17 protein-coding genes are annotated in these 17,047 nt (G+C 62.6%); 9 read left to right on the forward strand and 8 right to left on the reverse strand.

What is annotated here, in order from left to right:
* Positions 1-28: 28 nt before the first annotated feature.
* Positions 29-1,783 (forward strand): hypothetical protein, encoded by a 1,755-nt coding sequence (locus tag ABJO61_RS16415; RefSeq protein WP_348329057.1) that lies wholly within the window; start codon positions 29-31, stop codon positions 1,781-1,783.
* Between the two features lies 1 nt (position 1,784).
* On the opposite strand, the gene ABJO61_RS16420 is transcribed toward ABJO61_RS16415, so the two are convergent.
* Positions 1,785-2,618: a hypothetical protein gene (locus ABJO61_RS16420; RefSeq protein WP_348329060.1), complete on the reverse strand. Its 834-nt coding sequence runs from the start codon at positions 2,616-2,618 to the stop codon at positions 1,785-1,787.
* A gap of 121 nt (positions 2,619-2,739) precedes the next feature.
* Between ABJO61_RS16420 and ABJO61_RS16425 the strand changes: the two genes are divergently transcribed.
* Positions 2,740-3,324, forward strand: a complete 585-nt coding sequence (locus tag ABJO61_RS16425) for a nitroreductase (RefSeq protein ID WP_348329063.1) — start codon at positions 2,740-2,742, stop codon at positions 3,322-3,324.
* A 12-nt stretch (positions 3,325-3,336) separates the two neighbouring features.
* Here ABJO61_RS16425 and ABJO61_RS16430 read toward each other — a convergent pair whose 3' ends face one another.
* Positions 3,337-3,627, reverse strand: a complete 291-nt coding sequence (locus ABJO61_RS16430; protein ID WP_348329066.1) for a hypothetical protein — start codon at positions 3,625-3,627, stop codon at positions 3,337-3,339.
* Between the two features lie 73 nt (positions 3,628-3,700).
* Here ABJO61_RS16430 and ABJO61_RS16435 point away from each other — a divergent pair, with 73 nt between their 5' ends.
* Positions 3,701-4,447: an HAD family hydrolase gene (locus ABJO61_RS16435; RefSeq protein WP_348329069.1), complete on the forward strand. Its 747-nt coding sequence runs from the start codon at positions 3,701-3,703 to the stop codon at positions 4,445-4,447.
* Here ABJO61_RS16435 and ABJO61_RS16440 read toward each other — a convergent pair.
* A complete protein-coding gene (locus tag ABJO61_RS16440) occupies positions 4,444-5,874 on the reverse strand; it encodes a tetratricopeptide repeat protein (RefSeq protein ID WP_348329072.1) in 1,431 nt (476 codons plus the stop codon). The two genes, ABJO61_RS16435 and ABJO61_RS16440, sit on opposite strands and share 4 nt — an antisense overlap.
* 173 nt (positions 5,875-6,047) lie before the next feature.
* Between ABJO61_RS16440 and chrA the strand changes: the two genes are divergently transcribed.
* A complete protein-coding gene (gene chrA / locus ABJO61_RS16445; protein WP_348329170.1) occupies positions 6,048-7,373 on the forward strand; it encodes a chromate efflux transporter in 1,326 nt (441 codons plus the stop codon).
* Position 7,374: 1 nt separating this feature from the next.
* Here the strand turns inward: chrA and ABJO61_RS16450 are convergent, their stop codons facing one another.
* From ABJO61_RS16450 to ABJO61_RS16465, 4 genes are all read right to left on the reverse strand, one after another.
* A complete protein-coding gene (locus tag ABJO61_RS16450) occupies positions 7,375-9,114 on the reverse strand; it encodes an amidohydrolase family protein (RefSeq protein WP_348329075.1) in 1,740 nt (579 codons plus the stop codon).
* Positions 9,115-9,196: 82 nt separating this feature from the next.
* Positions 9,197-10,114, reverse strand: a complete 918-nt coding sequence (locus ABJO61_RS16455; RefSeq protein WP_348329078.1) for a 2-hydroxyacid dehydrogenase — start codon at positions 10,112-10,114, stop codon at positions 9,197-9,199.
* Positions 10,115-10,121: 7 nt separating this feature from the next.
* Complete coding sequence (locus tag ABJO61_RS16460; protein WP_348329081.1) at positions 10,122-10,970, reverse strand: CoA ester lyase; 849 nt, start codon at positions 10,968-10,970, stop codon at positions 10,122-10,124.
* Positions 10,971-10,972: 2 nt separating this feature from the next.
* Positions 10,973-11,458 (reverse strand): MaoC family dehydratase, encoded by a 486-nt coding sequence (locus tag ABJO61_RS16465; protein ID WP_348329173.1) that lies wholly within the window; start codon positions 11,456-11,458, stop codon positions 10,973-10,975.
* Positions 11,459-11,540: 82 nt separating this feature from the next.
* Here ABJO61_RS16465 and ABJO61_RS16470 point away from each other — a divergent pair, with 82 nt between their 5' ends.
* The 3 genes from ABJO61_RS16470 to ABJO61_RS16480 all read left to right on the forward strand — a co-directional run bounded on the left by ABJO61_RS16470 (position 11,541) and on the right by ABJO61_RS16480 (position 13,680).
* Positions 11,541-12,710 (forward strand): acyl-CoA dehydrogenase family protein, encoded by a 1,170-nt coding sequence (locus tag ABJO61_RS16470; RefSeq protein ID WP_348329084.1) that lies wholly within the window; start codon positions 11,541-11,543, stop codon positions 12,708-12,710.
* Positions 12,711-12,719: 9 nt separating this feature from the next.
* Positions 12,720-13,127, forward strand: coding sequence for an HIT domain-containing protein (locus ABJO61_RS16475; protein ID WP_348329087.1), 408 nt, complete (start codon positions 12,720-12,722; stop codon positions 13,125-13,127).
* 88 nt (positions 13,128-13,215) lie between these two features.
* Positions 13,216-13,680, forward strand: coding sequence for a response regulator (locus tag ABJO61_RS16480; RefSeq protein ID WP_348329090.1), 465 nt, complete (start codon positions 13,216-13,218; stop codon positions 13,678-13,680).
* A gap of 210 nt (positions 13,681-13,890) precedes the next feature.
* Here ABJO61_RS16480 and ABJO61_RS16485 read toward each other — a convergent pair whose 3' ends face one another.
* Positions 13,891-15,309: an MFS transporter gene (locus tag ABJO61_RS16485; RefSeq protein ID WP_348329093.1), complete on the reverse strand. Its 1,419-nt coding sequence runs from the start codon at positions 15,307-15,309 to the stop codon at positions 13,891-13,893.
* Positions 15,310-15,472: 163 nt separating this feature from the next.
* On the opposite strand from ABJO61_RS16485, the gene ABJO61_RS16490 reads away from it, so the two are divergent.
* Both ABJO61_RS16490 and ABJO61_RS16495 read left to right on the forward strand, forming a co-directional pair.
* The gene (locus ABJO61_RS16490; RefSeq protein WP_348329096.1) at positions 15,473-16,477 is read left to right on the forward strand and encodes a lytic transglycosylase domain-containing protein; all 1,005 of its coding nucleotides are present in this window, start codon (positions 15,473-15,475) and stop codon (positions 16,475-16,477) included.
* A 105-nt stretch (positions 16,478-16,582) separates the two neighbouring features.
* Positions 16,583-17,047: a group III truncated hemoglobin gene (locus tag ABJO61_RS16495; protein ID WP_348329099.1), complete on the forward strand. Its 465-nt coding sequence runs from the start codon at positions 16,583-16,585 to the stop codon at positions 17,045-17,047.

Raw genomic sequence — 17,047 nt, forward strand, 5'->3', positions numbered from 1 at the left:
GCAAAACGCCGTTGAGGGGCTTTCACGCATGATGCGCTTGAGAAAATGGCAGGGTGCGACTTTCGCGCTCGCTCTGGCTTGTGCTTTCACGCCCGCCGAAGCGGACACGCCGGATGCGGGGACGGCGGCCATGGCGCCGGTCGCCAGCGGCGCCGAGACCATCGACCCCGCCTATTACCAGACGCCCGAGGGCTTTCGCTGGCGCATCACCAAGACGGCATGGTCGCAGAGCGACGAGCGCGCCTTCGGCGATTTCGTGAAAGCGATTGGCGAGAGCCGTTGCCGCACATTCGATGAGTGCCTGAAGGGGCCGCACAATATCTACCGGGCGAGCGACCCGAGGGGCATGTTCTTCTATGCCGATTGCGCGGACCTGCCTTATGCGCTGCGCGCCTATTTCGCATGGAAGAACGGATTGCCTTTCTCCTATGCGAGCGGTGTCGCCGCGGTGGGCCGCTCCAGAGACCTGCGCTATTCGCGCCATGGCAACTATGTCTATGCGCGCACCGATGTGCTGGTGCGGCAGGAGGGTGCCTACCCAAACGGGCGGAGCGTGCTCAACGCGATCAACAATGTGGTATCGAGCGCGATGTTCCGCTTTGCGCCGGGAGCGACGCGGGGAAAGCTTTTCGATTTCTATCCGGTGGAAATCTCGCGCGAAGCGATCCGCCCCGGCACCGTGATTTACGATCCGAACGGGCATGTGGCCGTCGTCTACAAGGTGGAGGATGACGGGCGCATTCTCTTCATCGACTCCCATCCCGACAATTCACTGACGCGCGGCAGCTATGGCAAGCGGTTCGTGCGCGCCTCCGCGCCGATGGGCGCGGGCTTCAAGAACTGGCGGCCATCGAAACTCGTGGGGGCGGCGCAGGGCGCGGACGGTACGTGGCATGGCGGGCGTATCGAGCTTGCGCCGGACAGTGCGCTGGCCGACTGGTCGGACGAGCAATTCTTCGGCACGGAAAGACCGCGCGCGAAACAGTGGATGGGCGCGCGGTTCGTCTACAAGGGCGAGGCGCTCGACTATTACGACTATGTGCGGCAGGCGGTTGCGAAGGGCGACGTCGCCTACGACCCGATCAAGGAGACGCGGCTGATGGTGCGCGAGCTCTGCGACGATCTTCACTATCGAGCGCAATCCATCGACATTGCGGTGAAGGCCGGGCTCAACACCCGCGCGCAACCCGCGCGGCTGCCGGATAACATCTACGGGACGTCCGGCGACTGGGAGACTTATTCCACGCCATCGCGCGATGCGCGGCTGAAGACTTCCTTCGTGGAGTTGCGCGACCGGACGCTGCAATTTCTCGAAATGGCGAAAGCGGACGACCCCAAGCTCGCTTATGACGGGCAAGACCTGCCGCGCGATCTCACCGCCGCTTACCGGGAGGAAGCGGAGGCCTGCACGGTGATCTACACAGCGAGCAATGGCGAGGCGCGGCGGCTTACGTTCGAGGAAGCGCGCGCGCGGCTTTTCGATTTCTCGTTCGATCCCTATCACTGTCCTGAATTGCGCTGGGGGGCGAGCGATGCCAACGAGCTTCGCACCTGCCCGGACGGGCAGACCAAGCGCGCCTGGTACGACGCGCAGCAAAGGCTCCGCAACCAGATGGACCGGACCTATGACGTGCGGATGGGATTTTCTCTTGCCGATCTTCGCGCGGGGGTGCCGGGAAGCGGGCGCGATGCACCGCCGGAAACGGATATGCTCAGCGCGATAGAAGAGGGCAAGGGAATGGAGCCTGCCGCCACCCGGCCGCGGGGCTCCAACGCGCCTTGAGCTAGAAGCGGTACCAGAGGCCGATGCGATATGCCGTTTCCTCGATGGTGCCCGCGCCGTCGATCAGTTTCTCGACGCCGGCCTCAATGGACGCGCCGGGCATAATCTCTTCGGGCAGCATCTGGACCACGGAGAAAGCGACCTTGTTCGCGCGATAGACCTTCTCGTTCGGCGCGGCCTCGATGGCTGCGGCATTCAGGCTTTTCAGCAGAAACATGGTGCCCGGCCAGGGCTTTGCACCGAAAGTGACATCGGCGCGGAATTCGTCCGGCCTGCCGCTGTTGCGAAAGCTCCAGCCGACTTCCTGAATCGAGAAGGTATCGAGGCCGAAAATTCTTTCGCTACGCGCGAGAACGAGTGCCAGTTCAGCATCCATGTCGCCATTGTGAATGGCGACGGGATTCTCGCTGATGTCTTCGAGGTGGAGCGTCACCAGCGGCTGCACGGAGAAGAGGATGTCTTCCCATGTACCAATCGAGTAGCGAAAGCCGGCCTTGAGGCGGGAGATGCCCTTATTCTCGAAGGTGCCGACGGTCAGTTCCGACCTTTCCTTCGTATGCGCGAGCTCGCCTATCGCCGTCAGATTCTCGAGGAGGCCGAGTTCGAGATAAGAGGAGATTTCCGTCTTGCGGTAACGATAGGGCGAGACCTTGCCGGTGGTGAGGTCGACCTTGTCTTCCGTTCTTTCGTTCGCGTACATGCGCGTGACGGTGGTGATGATCTCGCCCGTGCCGGGCGCGCGTGGCCAGCCGCCCGCGCGGGCGCTGCCCGTATTGAATGTCAAAACGAACGCGCAGAACAGGACGATCGTCCCGCGCCAGATGAATTGCCGCACTCAAAGCCCCCATGCCCAAGGGGACATGGTGGCGTCCGGGCTTGCCTAAGTAAAGCGGGCGACCTAAGTAAAACCGGCACCCCGGACGAGATATGCCCGGACGAGATATGAAGGAGCCGACGTGGCGAAATCCCAGGAAACGATCGATCTGTTGCTGACGCGGCGTTCTGCCAAGGCGCTCACCATGGTGGAGCCGGGGCCAAACGACAGCGAAATCGGGACGATCCTGCGGGCGGGCGCCCGGGTGCCGGATCACGGCAAACTTGCACCGTGGCGCTTTATTCTTTTCAAGGACGATGCGCGCAAGCAGTTTGGCGAGGTGCTGGCGGAGGTCTATGCGGTGGCCGAACCGCGCGCGACGGACGAACAGGTTGCGTTCGAGCGGGCGCGCCTCGCCCGTGCGCCGCTCGTCATTGCCGTGGTGTCGCGGGTGACGCCGGGCATCAAGATTCCGGAATGGGAGCAGCTTCTTTCCGCCGGCGCGGTTTGCCAGAACATGCTCATTGCGGCGACAGCGCTCGGCTTCGGGGCGCAATGGCTTACCGAGTGGTATGCGTTCGACGACAGGGTGAACGAGGTGCTTGGCCTCGGCGAGAACGAGAAGATTGCCGGCTATCTCTATTTCGGCAGCGAAAGCGTTGCGAAGGATGAACGTCCGCGCCCGGAGCTTTCCGATATCACATCGGAATGGAAGCCCGGAAGCTGAACAAATCCGCTTTCATGAATTGCCTTTGAAGTTCGGCGCTCCGCGCACCTCTCCATCCGCAAAACGCGACATGGCGACGGCATGGCCAACGGAAGCGCCGACCGCTTCGTCGTGGCGTATCGCGGCCGCTTCGCTCTTGGAGAAAATCGATGCGCGGTGATCGTAGAGAAAAGATACGATCACGAGGAGGAGCAATGAACCGACGGCAAGCGCCGCGCCTTCGCTCTGCAGATAGATTATGCCCGTGAGGCCGACGCAAAGAGCGACGAGTATCCACAGAACAACAATCTTGAAGGTCCGCATGGCGGTCTCCTCGGGCTTTCGCGTTGCGCATCCGGGGTTACTATAGAGCGGAAACGTTTCAGAACGGAACAGGATGCATGAAATCGAGGGAAATGTGGGGATCACCCGAATAAAGGGGGTGCTGTTCGACAAGGACGGTACGCTTTTCGATTATCACGACACCTGGGGACCGATCCTGACGGAGGTGGCGGTGGAGCTTGCGGGCGGGCAGGGGAAGCTCGTGCCGGATATGCTCGCCTCCATCGGTTACCGCGCGGAAACCGGCCGCTTCGAGGCGGGAAGCATTGCTGCGGCGGGCGACACTTTCGAACTTGCCGATCAATGGCTGGGCCTGCTCGGGCGAGCCGACAGGGACGAGCTCATCCAGACGCTTGACGGATTTTTCGCAAGGCTCGGGCCGGAGCGCTCCATCCCCGTGACCGATCTCCGTGCTTTCTTCCAGGCAATGAAGGGGCGTGGTCTCACGCTGGGCATTGCGACGAACGACGTTGCGGCATCGGCGGAAGGCACGATCCTGCGCTTCGGGCTTTCCGAGTATGTCGATTTCTCGGTGGGGTATGACAGCGGGTACGGCGTGAAACCGGGGCCGGGGATGGCGCTCGCCTTCTGCGAGGCGGTGGGGATTGAGCCATCCGGGATCGCGGTCGTGGGCGACAACCGGCATGACCTCGAAATGGGGCAGGGTGCGGGAGCGGGGCTTCTCGTCGGTGTGCTGACGGGGGCGAGCGCGGAAGCCGATCTCGCGCCGCTCGCGCATCATGTCATTGCGGATATCACGCTGCTGCCCGCCCTGCTCGAAAGTCTGGCCGTGGAGGCCTAGCGCCAGCTTGTCGGCTTCACGTCGAAGGCGAGGCTGATGCGGCGTTCTTCGCCCGAGAAGGGCAGTGTCCGGTGGAAGAGATAGGACGGGAAGAAGAAGGCGTCTCCCTCGCGCGGCTCATAGGTGACGGTTTGCGGCTCGAATGTTGCCTCGAATTCCGGCGGCGGGTGGCCGAACTCGATCCAGCCGTCCTTGCTCTCACCGCCGCTGCCGAGCGTCGCGGGGAGCGAGACGTAATAGACGCCGCTCATCCAGCCGCCGACATGAATATGCGAATGCTGATGGCCGCCTTCCGATAGAAGCGTCCCCCAGAGGTCGAGGTGATAGGTCTTCGGGACCATGCTGCGATAGGGATGGCGAGGCTGGGGTTTGATCCCGTCGAAATGCGCGTCGATGGCTTTGCGCAGGGCCTTCTCGAAAGCAATGAAGGGTTCGCGGGGGGCGTCGAGGAGAAGGCCGGTCTGGCCGCCCTTGCGCGTCGCCTTGCCAAGGGGTTCCCAGACGGTCGTCGGATCGTCTTCGAGCGCGGCGGCGAGCGCGGCATTGAGCTCTGCCATCGAGGCATAACCTTCCGGCGCTTCGAGCGGCTGGCGGGAAACGAGTTCCGCGATTTCGGCGCGGTAGCCCGCAGGCATTTCGCCGAATTCCTGTGCGCGGGCATAAGGCAGCCAGGCAGCGGCGCGGCGCTCCGGCCCGTGCAGGGCAAGTGCGCGCTCGAACACTTCCGCGGCGTCGCGGGCCTGACCGAGCTTCAACTGCGCCATGCCGAGGCTCACAAAGGAGATCGTGTCCTTCGGGTTGAGCGCGACGGCTTTTTCATAGGCCGCGGCGGCGGCGGGCATGTCGTCCTTCTTCTGAAGGGCGTTGCCGAGATTGCCATAGGCTGCGGCGAGATTGGGGTTGAGCCCGATTGCCGTATTGAACGAATCGATGGCTTCGTCCACGCGGTCCTGACGCAGCAGCACCATGCCGAGTTGAACATGGATGGCGGGCATGGCGCCATTTTCGATGGCAGTGCGATATTGCGTTTCGGCCTCGGCGAAGCGGTTTGCGCGCTGGTAAAGCTGGCCGAGGGTCGCGGCGAGCTGAGGATGTGTCGGGAAGAGGTTTACCGCGTGTTCGTAATGGGTGACGGCTTCGCCCCAGCGGCCGCCTTGCTGGAGGATGCGGCCAAGATTGATCCAGGGAGCGGGCTCCGTCGGCGCAAGGGCGATGGCGCGGCCGAGAAGCATTTCGGCTTCGCGAAGCTCGCCGCGCTCCACGACGATGGAGGCGAGGAGGGCCATGAGGTCGGCATCGGTCGGCGCTTCGGCGAGGAGGGCGCGGCAACGCTCCTCCGCGACCTTGCGCCGGCCTTCCTTCATCAGCGCCAGGATTTCTCGATAATGCTCGGGAAGCGCGGGCGCTTCCGGGGATTCCGTCGTCAACTCGATGCCCTTTCGGAATTCGGCCGAATTCGGGCTCAAACTGCACAGGGCCGGGCGGAAGGTCAATGCTCGTCACCGTCGCGGAACAGGCGGGTGGCGGCAAATGTCACAATCCGGTGTCATATTTCCACGCTTTGGCCCGCGAATCGGCGGCCAGCGTGCAAATTAACGGTATGAACGAGAAGATGAGCGTTTCCTTCGGCGAAGCCTTTCGCGTCTGGGTGAAAATCGGTTTGCTGAGCTTTGGCGGCCCGGCGGGTCAGATCGCGCTCATGCACCGTGTTCTCGTGGAAGAGAAGAAGTGGCTCTCGGAGCCGCAATTCCTGCATGCGCTGAATTTCTGCATGCTGCTGCCGGGGCCGGAGGCGCAGCAGCTTGCGACCTATTCGGGCTGGCTGCTGCATGGGGTGAAAGGCGGGCTCGCGGCGGGGCTCATGTTCATCCTGCCAGGTGTGGCGGTGATGCTCGGCCTGTCCATGCTGTACGGCGCCTATGCGGAGCTTGCCTTTGTGGAGGCGCTTTTTTTCGGCATCAAGGCGGCGGTCTTTGCCATCGTTATCGAAGCACTTATCCGCATATCGAAGCGGGTGATGAAGACGGGCGCTCTTTACGGTGTCGCGGGGATGGCCTTTGCGGCGATCTTTTTTCTGGATATTCCTTTTCCTGTGGTTGTGCTGGGTGCGGCGCTTTTCGGGCTCGTCGCGGTGCGTATTTCGCCCGCGATCTTCGGCGAGGCGCTTGAGACGACGGACGAGACCGGCAGAGGTTCCGGACGTGGAGGCGGGGCCTCGCTTTTAAGGACGGCGGCGACACTCGCAATCGGGCTGGCGGTATGGCTCGGTCCCGTGGCCGCGCTGCTGCTTGCCTTCGGTGCGAACCATGTCTTCACGCAGGAAGCGGTCTTCTTTTCCAAGATGGCGGTGGTGACATTCGGTGGGGCCTATGCCGTGCTCGCCTATGTCGCGCAGGAGGCGGTGCAGAATTTCGGCTGGCTCAATGCGGGCGAGATGCTGGACGGGCTGGGGCTGGCCGAGACGACGCCGGGGCCGCTCATCATGGTGTTGCAGTTCGTCGGTTATCTCGGCGCGCTCCGCGCGGAGACGGGGCTCGACCCGGTGCTGGCCGGTGTGGCGGGGGCCGCAATCACGACATGGGTGACCTTTGCACCCTGTTTCCTGTGGATATTTCTCGGTGCGCCTTATCTGGAGCGGCTGCGCAACGTGGCGAGCCTCAACGCGGCCTTCACGACAATTACGGCGGCAGTGGTCGGCGTGATCCTGAACCTTGCCTTGTGGTTCGGGCTTCACGTGCTGTTTGGGGAGGTCGAGGAGGTGCGGGTTTCGATATTCAGGCTTTATGCGCCGAACATCGCAACGCTCGATCTTTACGCGCTTGGCCTCAGCGCGGCGGCGCTTGTTGCCGTGCTGAGGTTCAAGGCGGGGATGCTGCCCGTGCTCGGCGTTGCCGCCGGGCTCGGGCTCGCGATCCGGTTTCTCTGACCTATTCGGCAGCCTGCACAGAGGCGGCCTGACGCTGCGGCCCGCGGATAAGGCGGCCCGGCATTTCGCCGGTCGATTCGCCATGTTCGAAGGTGACGGCGCCGCTGACGATGGTGGCGCGATAGCCTTCCGAGCGCTGGATCATGCGGCGGCCTTCGGCGGGCAGGTCGAAGACCATTTCCGGCGGCAGGATGCGCAGCTTGTCCATGTCGATCACGTTGACGTCCGCCTTCATGCCGGGCGCGAGAACGCCGCGGTCGTTGAGGCCGTAGAGACGCGCGGTGTCATGCGTCTGCATGCGCACGACCTCGGCAAGCGGAAGACGCTCGCCGCGCGACCTGTCACGCACCCAATGCGTCAGCATGTAGGTCGGAAAGCTCGCATCGCAGATGACACCGCAATGCGCGCCGCCATCCGACAGGCTGAGAACGGTGGCCGGGTGGCGCATCATCTCGTGAATATGATCGAAGTTGAAAAGCGTGTAGTTGAGGAGCGGCAGGTAGACATATCCCCGGCCATCCTTCTCCATCAGCATGTCGTAGACGATTTCGGCGGGGTTTTTGCCCGTGCGTTCGGCCAGTGCGGCAACGCTGTCGTCGGCGGCGGGTTCGTATTCAAGGGTTTCGCCGTTTTCGAGACGGAACATGCGGTCGAAGCCCTTGGTCAGGATATTGCCGAGGACGCCGATTTCACGCGGGGTGTCGTTCACGATGCGCGCGCGGACTTCCAGATCTTTCAGCTTCTCGATCCGTTCTGCGAAGGGAAGAGCTGCATATTCATGATAGGCGGGATGCGCGATGAAGGGATGCACCGTGCTCTGCCAGCCGAGCACCATGCCGGTAGGACGGCAGGCGATCTGGGCGGTGACGTTCGCGCCCTGCTTGCGGGCCTCGTCGGTGAGGTTAAGCATGTCGCGCCACTTGTCGGGCTCGACCGGCGACTGGAGCAGGGCATATGTTACGGGCAGGCCCGTCTCGGCCGAAAGCTCCTTCATCCAGTTGAACTCTTCTTCCGCTGGCGTCAGGTCGGAGGCCATTTCGAAGACGCCGTGACCGGCTGCGCCGAGCGCGCGGCCAATGCCCATCAGCTCCGCCTTGTTGGCAAAGGTGCCGGGCACGGGCTCACCATTCTTCGAGAGATGGAGCATGGTGCGCGAGGTGGAGAAACCAAGCGCGCCCGCAGCGACGCCTTCGCGCACGATCTCCGCCATCTTTTCGATGTCTTCATCGGTCGCCGCCTCGTTGCGCGCGCCGCGCTCGCCCATGACATAGGCACGGACCGAGCCATGCGGCACCTGCGTCGCGATATCGAGCACGCGGGTCTGCCGGTCCAGGCTGTCCATATATTCGGGGAAGGTTTCCCAGTTCCACTCGATGCCTTCGGCAAGGGCGGCGCCCGGGATATCCTCGACGCCTTCCATCAGCTCGATCAGCCAGTCGTGCTTGTCGGGGCGCGCGGGAGCGAAGCCGACACCGCAATTGCCCATGACGACGGTGGTCACGCCATGCCAGCAGGAAGGCGAGATGAGCGGATCCCAGGTGACCTGGCCATCATAATGGGTGTGGATGTCGACCCAGCCGGGGGTGACGACATGGCCCGCCGCGTCGATTTCGCGCTTGCCGCTTGCGGCGATGGTGCCGACTTCCGTGATGAGCCCATTGTCGATGGCGACATCGGCCTTGCGCGGTTCCGCGCCCGTACCGTCGACCACCAGACCGCCTCGAATGACGAGATCGTGCATTTCCATTCCTCCCTGAATGTCTTTGCAGGGAGATTACGCGGGGTCCGGGGGAGACGCCAGTCAAAAATAGACTTAGGTCTATTTAGGCGGTGACGGGGTTTGGCAGGGGTTTTCCCGCAAAGAAAGCATCGAGATTTGCGATGACGGTATCGCCCATCGCGACAATGGCTTCCGAGGTGCCGCCGCCTATATGAGGCGTCACGACGATGTTCGGCAGGCTGGTAAGGTCGGTGCGCGGGGTTGGCTCGTCTTCGAAGACGTCGAGCGCCGCGCCCGCGATGGTGCCGTTCTTCAGGGCGGCGATCAGCGCGTCTTCATCGATGGCGGAGCCGCGCGAGATATTGACGACATGGCCGGTGGGACCGAGGGCTTCCAGAACTTCGGCGTTGATCATGTGGCGGTTGGTTTCATCCGCACGATGGGCAAGGACGAGGACGTCGGCCCATGTGGCAAGCTCGAGCGGCGTCTCGAAACAGGAGTACGCGACATCCTTCTTGCTCCTATTGTGATAGCCGATCTCGGCTTCAAACGCGGAAAGGCGCTCGGCGATCTTCCGGCCGATGGCGCCCATGCCGACAATACCGATCTTGCGGCCGGTGAGGCCGCGGGCGAAGAGGAGCGGGGCCGGATTTTCGCCACGCCATTTTCCGGCGCGGGTGAGTTGGTCTCCGGTCACGACCTTGCGAATGGAAGCAAGGAGGAGCGCGACAGCGAAGTCCGCGACAGTCGAGGCATTTGCGCCAACTGTGTTCGCTACCCTGACGCCGTGAGCTTCCGCAGCCTTCACGTCGATCCCTTCGTAACCGGACCCGAAGCAGCAGATGAGTTTGAGGTCCGGCATGCTGTCGAAATATGCCTTGTCCGCGATCATCGTTCCGACGGTGACGACGGCATCGACACCTTTCTTCGCATTCTGGTCGGAGGCGATGGTGTAGCGCTCGGCGAGCTTCTGCTCGAAGGCCTTTCCGAGCGGAAGGGTAATCAGAACATTGGGTTTCATGCGGTACTCAGTTTTCGGCCCGGGCGAGAAGGGCGCGGGCCTGTTTCAAATGGGGGATATCGAGCATGACGCCATCAAGGGCGACAACGCCGACATCGCCTGCCTTTTCGAAGGCGGCGACAACGGCGCGGGCATGGGCGAGGTCTGTCTCGCCCGGTGTGAAGACCTCGTTGATGATCGCGACCTGTGCCGGGTGGATCGCCATCTTGCCTGTGAAGCCGTCGCGGGCAGCGGCGCGGGCCTCTGCTTCCAGGCCTTTTTCGTCGCGGAAATCCTTCCAGATGCTGTCGAGGGGCTGAACGCCTGCGGCAACCGCGCCGAGCAATGTCAGCGTACGGGCCAGCTGGTAGGGGCCGGTGTAGAGACCATTCTCATCCTTGTTGTCACGCGCGCCGAGCGCGGCGGACAAATCTTCGGCACCCCATGTGAGGAAGGAAAGACGCTTGTGACTTCCGGCGTAGGTGCCGAGGGTGAACAGAGAGGCGGCGGTTTCGGTCGCGACGCAGCCGATGCCGATTTCATCTGCACCGCCCATGCGGTCGATGCGGTCGCCAACCTTTGTCACGCAGCCGCCTGAAAGTGTCTTCGGCACAACGATCAGATCGGGCTTGGCGGGGATAACCGCTTCGAGATCCTTTTCCCAAAAGGGCGTGTCGAGCGCGTTGATGCGGAGCACGAGTTTCGGGCCCGAACGGTCCGCCGTCTTCAGATAGGCGGCGGCGGCGTTGCGGGCGGTATCCTTGGCGGAAAGGGCGACGGAATCCTCAAGGTCGAGGATAAGTGCATCTGCACCGCAGCTTGATGCCTTCGCCAGTTTCTTTTCGCTGTCGGCGGGGACGAAGAGGAAAGAACGCATCTTCAGTGTTCCCCCGGACCCTTGGCGTGCATGAAGGCCTGCCGGGTGCAGGTGGCGACCTCGACCCCATGCTGGTTGTAGGCCTTGTGTTCGAAAGTGACGATGCCGGCGAGGGGCCGCGACTTCGAGCGGCGCTTCGAGACAACACGGGATTCGATGCGGAGTGTGTCGCCCTGGAAGACTGGCTTCGGGAAGGAAATATCCGTCATGCCGAGATTGGCGATGGTGGTGCCGTGGGTGGTGTCATTCACGGAGATGCCGATCATCAGGCCAAGCGTGAAGAGGCTGTTCACCAGCGGTTTGCCGAATTCCGTTTCCGTCTCCGTGTAGTGGTGATCGAGGTGCAGGGCGGCGGGGTTCATGGTCATGGTGGAGAAGAGGACGTTGTCGGTCTCCGTTACCGTGCGCCTGATCGGGTGCTTGAAGATGTGCCCCTCTTCGAATTCCTCGAAATAAAGTCCCGGCATCTGATCCCTGTTCCTTTTTATCCGCAGGCTGTCTCGCTTCGCGCCTGTCGGTTAGGTTATAGCCTCGCGCAACAGAACACGAAACGGCGCGGGGAGGACAAGAATGGATTTCCGGTTCAGCGAGGATCAGCAGGCCATAGGCGAGGCCGTGCAGCGCATCTGCGCCAAGTATGACGACGCCTATTGGCTCGCGCATGACCGAGATGGCGGCTTCCCGGAAGATTTCGTGCGCGATATTGCGGGCGGCGGCTGGCTGGGCGTTGCGATGCCGGAGGCTTTTGGCGGATCGGGGCTTGGCGTGACGGAAGCGGCCATCGTGGCGCAGACCATCGCGCAATCGGGCGCGTGCCTTTCCGGCGCGTCTGCCATCCACATCAATCTCTTCGGGCCGATGCCGCTTGTCGTGTTCGGGACGGACGAGCAGAAGGAGCGGAACCTGCCGCCGCTCATCCGCGGTGAGGACCGCTGCTGCTTCGGCGTGACGGAGCCGGATGCCGGGCTCAATACGACCGCGATTTCCACCCGTGCGGAGCGGGACGGGGATAATTACGTCGTTCACGGGCGCAAGATGTGGACCTCGACGGCGCAGACCGCGAACAAGATCCTTCTCCTCGCGCGGACGACGCCGAAGGAGAAATGTGCGAAGGCGACGGAAGGATTGTCGCTTTTCTATACCAATCTCGATCGAGGCGGCGCGACGGAAGTGCGCGAGATCGAGAAAATGGGGCGGAAAGCGGTGGATTCGAACGCGGTTTTCTTCGATGGGCTTAAGGTGCCGAAGGAAGATCTGATCGGTGAGGAGGGGAAGGGCTTCCATTACCTCCTGCATGGGCTCAACCCGGAGCGCGTGCTGATCGGCGCCGAGGCGGTGGGTGTCGGGCGGGTCGCGCTGAAGAAGGCGACCGATTACGCGCGGGACCGTGAGGTTTTCGGGCGGCCCATCGGCAAGAACCAGGCGATCCAGCATCCGCTGGCGCAGTGCTGGGCGGAGCTTGAGGCGGCCAACCTGATGGTTTTCAAGGCTGCCGCCCTCTATGACGCGGGCGAGAATTGCGGCGCGGAGGCGAATGCGGGGAAATATCTCGCTGCCGAAGCAGGCTTCAGGGCCTGCGAAACCGCGATCATGACCCATGGCGGCATGGGCTATGCCAAGGAATTCCATGTGGAACGCTATATGCGCGAGGTGATGATCGCGCGGATTGCCCCGGTCAGCCGCGAGCTTGTTTTGAGCTATATCGCCGAGCGCGTGCTCGACCTGCCGAAGTCTTACTGAGGGGACATCATGGCGTTTGAACTTCATGAGAGGCTGGCGGCGGACACGTTGCTCATCGCCGACCTGCCGCTCTGCCGGGCGCTCCTGATGAATGACAGACGGTTTCCGTGGGTTATTCTGGTGCCGCGGCGCGAGGGTTTGAGGGATTTCGACGATGTGGCGCCTGTCGAGAAGCCAAATTTCCACGCCGAGATAGACCTTGCTTCGGAGGTTCTCCGCGAGGCGGCGGGGGCAGAGAAAATGAACGTGGCGGCGCTGGGGAATATGGTCCCCCAGCTTCATATCCATGTGATTGCGCGGTTTTCCGGGGATGCGGCCTGGCCGGGCCCGGTGTGGGGCGTGGGGACCGCCGAGCCTTATGGCGAAGACGAGGGCCGTGCGCTGGTGGAAAAGCTGCGGCTCGGTTTTCACGGCTGACGGCGCCTCGGTTAACGATTGGTTTAAGACTCAGCGACTAGTGTCCCACCTGTGGACGGGCTAGCCCCGAATCTCAGGAGATGGACCCTTGGTCACCGCCCTTATTGCCGATCGTTCCGCCGAAGCGCGCCGTGCCGCGAGCCACATGCTCGAAGGGCTGGGCTTTCGCGTGGCGGGAGCGGCGGACGCCGAGGAGGCGCTGGCCCTGATCGCCGGGACGGCGCCGGATCTGGTGCTGGCCGATGCGAGGCTGGAGACAGCGGAAGGCGGCACGCTTCTGGAGGCGATCCGCAAGCAGGCGGGCGGTGCCGGGCCCTGCATCCTTCATGTGACGATGGACGGGGCTCCGGCCTCCATCCGCCGGGCTATGGAAGCCGGGGCGGACGATTATCTCGTGAAGCCCTATGACGAGGCGCTGCTGCGCTTCAAGCTTGCCCAGGTGCGAACCAGGGGCAGGCTCGACGCCGGACGCCCGAAGCTCCGCGTCGTGCAGAACAATTCAAGCGCAGGCGCGACGTCCTGGCGCTTCGGGCTTTACGGCAAGGCGGTCTGACAACCGGGCCTTGTGGAGAAGTCCGCAACGGAGCGAGCCTGACGGGCTTGGCCGCTTCTTCTCACATTCCGATTCAACGTCTTCAGATGCCGATTCATGTCCTTCAGGTTTTGAATCAGCTCGTTCAGTTTTTTGAATCAACACGCGGGGCTGCTCTGCGGCAGTCTTCGCGATTTGAATCCGGTTAACCCTTCAAGTTGCTGATTTATATTACTTTTCGTGTTCTTCGCTCCAGCGCTTCAGGTAGTCGAGGCTCTCCTTGTAGGGTTTGAGGCCGACAAGGCCCGCGACGACGGCGAGGAGCAGGATCACGGCCGGGACATAGACCAGGGAGTAGCGAAGCATCATCTCGTCGCCGAAAATATAGTCGGTTGCGAGCGCGATGGAGGTGGGCCCCAGGCCAAGGCCGACAATGCTGACGACGAAGATGAGGGCAGCGGAAGCGAAGCCGCGCATCTGGTTCGGCATCAGTTCCTGCATGGCCGACGGGCCGGCGCCCGTGGTGAAGGTGGCGAAGAAGGTCGAGAAGCAGATGAGGACAAGGGCGACCCAGGGGCTGTCCATCAGCGGGTAGAGGACGGTGAAGGGAAAGGCGGCAAGGCCGGTGAAGGCGCAGACCATCATGCGGCCATTGCGGATGCCCCGGCTCGTCAGCACGTCGCCCATCCAGCCGCCCGCGACCACGCCCGTGGTGCCGAAGACGACAATGATCCAGCCATACCACCAGCCGGCTTGCGGGTATGTCCAGTCATAGGTGCGGACGAAGAAGGTCGGTATCCAGGCGGCGATGCCATAAGCCATCATGGCCGAGAGGGCGTAGCAGATGTTCAGGGGCGCGATGGTGCGCCAGTTCGCCTTCATGTAGGCCAGAACTTCGGAAACCGGCAGTTCCACGGCCTTTTCGGTTCCGTCGGCGGCGACTTCCTTGCGCATGTAGCCGCGGCGTTCGGGCTCTCGAATGGTCCAGACCCAGATGGCGATCAGGACGCCGGGCAGGCCGACGATGATGAAGGTGAGCTGCCAGGCATAGACCTCGCCGACAAGGGGAAGCACGATGTCGCCGCCATTGGAGACGAGGCCGATGACGGCCGCGCCGATAATGAGGGCGAGGCCGGCGCCGATATAGACGCCCATGCCGTAGACGCCAAGGGCAAAACCCAAGCGTTTTGGCGGGAAGTAGTCGGCGATCATGGAGTAGGCGGCGGGGGAGAGGGCCGCTTCTCCGACACCGACGCCCATGCGGTAGAAGAAGAGCTGCCAATAGGCGTGGGCGGTGCCGCATAGAGCCGTCATCACGCTCCAGACGAAGACGCCGAGCGAGATGATGTTGACGCGGTTGCGGCGGTCGACCATGCGCCCGATGGGAAGGCCCGCCAGGCAATAAAACACAGCAAAAGCAAAGCCTTGCAGCAGGCTCATCTGGGTGTCCGAGATGCCCAGATCTCGCTTCATGGGGCCGACGAGAAGGCTCAGGATCTGCCGGTCGATGAAGGAGAAGGTGTAGGCAAGGACAAGGATGCCGACCACGTACCAGGCGTAAAACTGGTTGGGATAAGGCTTTTCCGGTTTTCCGCCATGCGGATGATGCAGTTCTTCCTCGACCTCGGCGGCCACTTCGACTTCGGACATGGTTCCTCCCCAGGAATGCGGAGCTTTGCTCCGCCGTTTTTCGGAGCTTAACGTGGACGCAGGGAATTGCTCATGAAAAACATCGGATTTCCGCCAGATGGAATAGCGGACGGCTGGCACGGGGCTTGCGACCTTCGGCAAGGAAAAGGAAGGAAGCGGCCCCATGAGCCTTGTCGAAATCTCTACTGTGCAACCCACAATCGCGAGCGCGCTGAAGTCGGCAAGCGCCGCGACGGGGGCGGATTTCGACTATCTTCTGAAGACGGCGATGCGCGAGTCGAGCCTCGATTGTGAAGCAAAATCAAAGACTTCCAGCGCATGCGGTTTGTTCCAGTTCACCGAACAGAGCTGGCTCGGCACACTGAAGAAATATGGGGCGGAGCTGGGTCTCGGAGCCCGGGCGGAGGCGATCACGCAGACCGCCAATGGCCGCTACACAGTGGCAAATGCTGCCGAACGCACGGAAATTCTTGCCCTGCGTGAAGATCCGCATGTGTCTGCGCTGATGGCGGGGGCCTATACGCAGGAAAGCGCGGACATCCTTGAAGGCCGGATCGGCCGGGAGGCCAGCGAGGGCGAACTCTATATCGCGCATTTCCTCGGGGCGGGGGGCGCCTCGAAACTGATCGGTGCCGCGGAAGACACGCCAAACGCCCGTGCCGACACGCTTTTCCCGGCCGCGGCGGCGGCGAACCGCTCGATCTTCTACGACAAGAACGGGAGCCCGAGGAGCGCGGCGGAGGTTCATGCGAATCTCGTCGCAAAGCATGAGGGAACGGATGCAAGCCGCATCGCGGAAATGGCCTCGCAGACCCGAACGTCATCGAAACGTCACGATAACGTCATAAATCGCGCCGAAATCCCCGGGGGCGGAGATAACCGCCGGGGCTATGCGACACGGGGGGCGGCGATGTTGTCCCCCGTTTCAGGCGGCGGCAGCACGGGCGGCGTTTCGGGGACAAGTTTCGGCCGTATGCCGCTGACGCTCAGTCCCGGGGTTGTGGAAATCCTCTCCTCGCTCGATCCCATTCCCGAAGGACGCGAGACGCTGAAGGGCGGGAACAAGACGGACCGCAGTGCGGCTCAACGCGAGGCGGCGGAAGAACGCCGCGAGGCGCAGCGTGAGCGCGCGGGGCTACGCCCCCATTCCGGTTTCTCGTTCGGGTAGGACGGGGTTTCAGCTTCGAGGATTTGAAGGTTGGCGAAATGCCGCATGGCGGAAACCCGAATCCCCAATAAGATATACATATAATGTATCTTATTGGAGGGCGTCATGATGGACCATAAAGACGACGCAACGGGGCGGGGCGATGAAGTCCGCCGGAGCGTGAATGCGGCAGATGGCATCACGACGGAAGCCGAGATCGAGACGCTGGTGCGCGCCTTCTACACGAAGGTGCGGGCGGACGCGGAACTGGGGCCGATCTTCGACCGGGTGATCGGCGACAACTGGGAACCGCATCTGCAGAAGATGTTCAACTTCTGGTCGAGCGTGATGCTGACGACGGGCCGCTACAAGGGCCAGCCGATGCGCGCGCATCTGAAGCTCAAGACCGTGACGCCCAAGCATTTCGACCGCTGGCTGGTCCTCTTTCGCGAGACAGCCGAGGAGGTTTGCGCACCCGAAACGGCGGAACGCTTCATCGAGAAGGCGGCGCGGATCGCGGAGAGCCTGCAACTCGGCATGTTCTTCAAGCCGCAGCTTCACGATCCAGAGAAAAAACACGCCTGCTGTTGA

Origin of the sequence: Parvibaculum sp., from assembly GCF_039973015.1 — a bacterium.
Taxonomy (GTDB): domain Bacteria; phylum Pseudomonadota; class Alphaproteobacteria; order Parvibaculales; family Parvibaculaceae; genus Parvibaculum.